Source organism: Lonsdalea britannica (genome assembly GCF_002111595.1).
In the GTDB taxonomy this organism is placed as follows: Bacteria; Pseudomonadota; Gammaproteobacteria; order Enterobacterales; family Enterobacteriaceae; genus Lonsdalea; species Lonsdalea britannica.
The window spans coordinates 1-3,279 of sequence record NZ_LUTN01000040.1 but is presented as its reverse complement, the minus strand read 5'-3'; the positions used below and the strand labels follow the sequence as shown (position 1 = coordinate 3,279).

At 52.8% G+C, this 3,279-nt stretch carries 2 rRNA genes; both read left to right on the top strand.

What is annotated here, in order from left to right:
• Nucleotides 1–148 precede the first annotated feature (148 nt).
• Nucleotides 149–3,057 (top strand): 23S ribosomal RNA (locus tag AU509_RS17635).
• Nucleotides 3,058–3,162: 105 nt separating this feature from the next.
• Nucleotides 3,163–3,278: ribosomal RNA gene (gene rrf / locus AU509_RS17630) — 5S ribosomal RNA — on the top strand.
• Nucleotide 3,279: the final 1 nt, after the last annotated feature.

Here is a 3,279-nt window from a genome sequence, read left to right as displayed (position 1 = left end):
GCTCTTTAACAATCTGGAACAAGCTGAAATTTGAAACGATGCAGCTGAACATATCTCTCCGTGCAGTACTGAGATGTGATTTGGTTGTATCAGAGTCTCTCAAATAATCGCAGCGCGAAGTGTTTTACGAAACACCTTCGGGTTGTGAGGTTAAGTGACTAAGCGTACACGGTGGATGCCTAGGCAGTCAGAGGCGATGAAGGGCGTGCTAATCTGCGATAAGCGTCGGTAAGGTGATATGAACCGTTATACCCGACGATACCCGAATGGGGAAACCCAGTGCAATCCGTTGCACTATCATGTCATGAATACATAGTGACATGAGGCGAACCGGGGGAACTGAAACATCTCAGTACCCCGAGGAAAAGAAATCAACCGAGATTCCCCTAGTAGCGGCGAGCGAACGGGGAGGAGCCCAGAACCTGAATCAGTTTGTGTCTTAGTGGAAGCGTCTGGAAAGTCGCACGACAGAGGGTGATAGTCCCGTACACGAAGAGGCATGAGTTGTGAGTTCGATGAGTAGGGCGGGACACGTGTTATCCTGTCTGAATATGGGGGGACCATCCTCCAAGGCTAAATACTCCTGACTGACCGATAGTGAACCAGTACCGTGAGGGAAAGGCGAAAAGAACCCCGGCGAGGGGAGTGAAATAGAACCTGAAACCGTGTACGTACAAGCAGTGGGAGCCTTGATTTATCAGGGTGACTGCGTACCTTTTGTATAATGGGTCAGCGACTTATATTCTGTAGCAAGGTTAACCGAATAGGGGAGCCGCAGGGAAACCGAGTCTTAACTGGGCGTTAAGTTGCAGGGTATAGACCCGAAACCCGGTGATCTAGCCATGGGCAGGTTGAAGGTTGGGTAACACTAACTGGAGGACCGAACCGACTAATGTTGAAAAATTAGCGGATGACTTGTGGCTGGGGGTGAAAGGCCAATCAAACCGGGAGATAGCTGGTTCTCCCCGAAAGCTATTTAGGTAGCGCCTCGTGAACTCATCTTCGGGGGTAGAGCACTGTTTCGACTAGGGGGCCATCCCGGCTTACCAACTCGATGCAAACTACGAATACCGAAGAATGTTATCACGGGAGACACACGGCGGGTGCTAACGTCCGTCGTGAAGAGGGAAACAACCCAGACCGCCAGCTAAGGTCCCAAAGTCATGGTTAAGTGGGAAACGATGTGGGAAGGCCCAGACAGCCAGGATGTTGGCTTAGAAGCAGCCATCATTTAAAGAAAGCGTAATAGCTCACTGGTCGAGTCGGCCTGCGCGGAAGATGTAACGGGGCTAAACCATGCACCGAAGCTGCGGCAGCGACACTTAGGTGTTGTTGGGTAGGGGAGCGTTCTGTAAGCCTGCGAAGGTGGCCTGTGAGGGTTGCTGGAGGTATCAGAAGTGCGAATGCTGACATAAGTAACGATAATGCGGGTGAAAAACCCGCACGCCGGAAGACCAAGGGTTCCTGTCCAACGTTAATCGGGGCAGGGTGAGTCGACCCCTAAGGCGAGGCCGAAAGGCGTAGTCGATGGGAAACAGGTTAATATTCCTGTACTTGGTGTTACTGCGAAGGGGGGACGGAGAAGGCTAGGTTATCCGGGCGACGGTTGTCCCGGTTTAAGCGTGTAGGTGGATGTTTTTGGTAAATCCGGAACATCATTAACACTGAGGCGTGATGACGAGTCACTACGGTGATGAAGTAGCCGATGCCAAGCTTCCAGGAAAAGCCTCTAAGCTCCAGGTAACACGAAATCGTACCCCAAACCGACACAGGTGGTCAGGTAGAGAATACCAAGGCGCTTGAGAGAACTCGGGTGAAGGAACTAGGCAAAATGGTGCCGTAACTTCGGGAGAAGGCACGCTGGTGTTGGTGAAGGGACTTGCTCCCGGAGCTGATACCAGTCGCAGATACCAGCTGGCTGCAACTGTTTAATAAAAACACAGCACTGTGCAAACACGAAAGTGGACGTATACGGTGTGACGCCTGCCCGGTGCCGGAAGGTTAATTGATGGGGTCAGCCGCAAGGCGAAGCTCTTGATCGAAGCCCCGGTAAACGGCGGCCGTAACTATAACGGTCCTAAGGTAGCGAAATTCCTTGTCGGGTAAGTTCCGACCTGCACGAATGGCGTAATGATGGCCAGGCTGTCTCCACCCGAGACTCAGTGAAATTGAACTCGCTGTGAAGATGCAGTGTACCCGCGGCAAGACGGAAAGACCCCGTGAACCTTTACTATAGCTTGACACTGAACCTTGAGCCTTGATGTGTAGGATAGGTGGGAGGCTTTGAAGTGTGGACGCCAGTCTGCATGGAGCCAACCTTGAAATACCACCCTTTAATGTTTGATGTTCTAACGTGGGCCCCTAATCGGGGTTGCGGACAGTGTCTGGTGGGTAGTTTGACTGGGGCGGTCTCCTCCCAAAGAGTAACGGAGGAGCACGAAGGTTAGCTAATCCTGGTCGGACATCAGGAGGTTAGTGCAAAGGCATAAGCTAGCTTGACTGCGAGAGTGACGGCTCGAGCAGGTGCGAAAGCAGGTCTTAGTGATCCGGTGGTTCTGAATGGAAGGGCCATCGCTCAACGGATAAAAGGTACTCCGGGGATAACAGGCTGATACCGCCCAAGAGTTCATATCGACGGCGGTGTTTGGCACCTCGATGTCGGCTCATCACATCCTGGGGCTGAAGTAGGTCCCAAGGGTACGGCTGTTCGCCGTTTAAAGTGGTACGCGAGCTGGGTTTAGAACGTCGTGAGACAGTTCGGTCCCTATCTGCCGTGGGCGTTGGAAGATTGAGGGGGGTTGCTCCTAGTACGAGAGGACCGGAGTGAACGCACCACTGGTGTTCGGGTTGTCATGCCAATGGCATTGCCCGGTAGCTAAGTGCGGAAGAGATAACCGCTGAAAGCATCTAAGCGGGAAACTTGCCCCGAGATGAGTCTTCCCTGGGACCTTGAGTCCCCTGAAGGGCCGTTGAAGACGACGACGTAGATAGGCTGGATGTGTAAGCGTAGCGATACGTTGAGCTAACCAGTACTAATGACCCGAGAGGCTTAACCTTACAACACCGAAGGTGTTTTTAGAGAGACGTATTCAGCTTGTTCGAAGATTGGTTCTGATGGTTGCGTGGAAGTAGGACGTAACGGTTGGGATGAAACAGAATTTGCCTGGCGGCGATAGCGCGGTGGTCCCACCTGACCCCATGCCGAACTCAGCAGTGAAACGCCGTAGCGCCGATGGTAGTGTGGGGTCTCCCCATGTGAGAGTAGGGAACTGCCAGGCA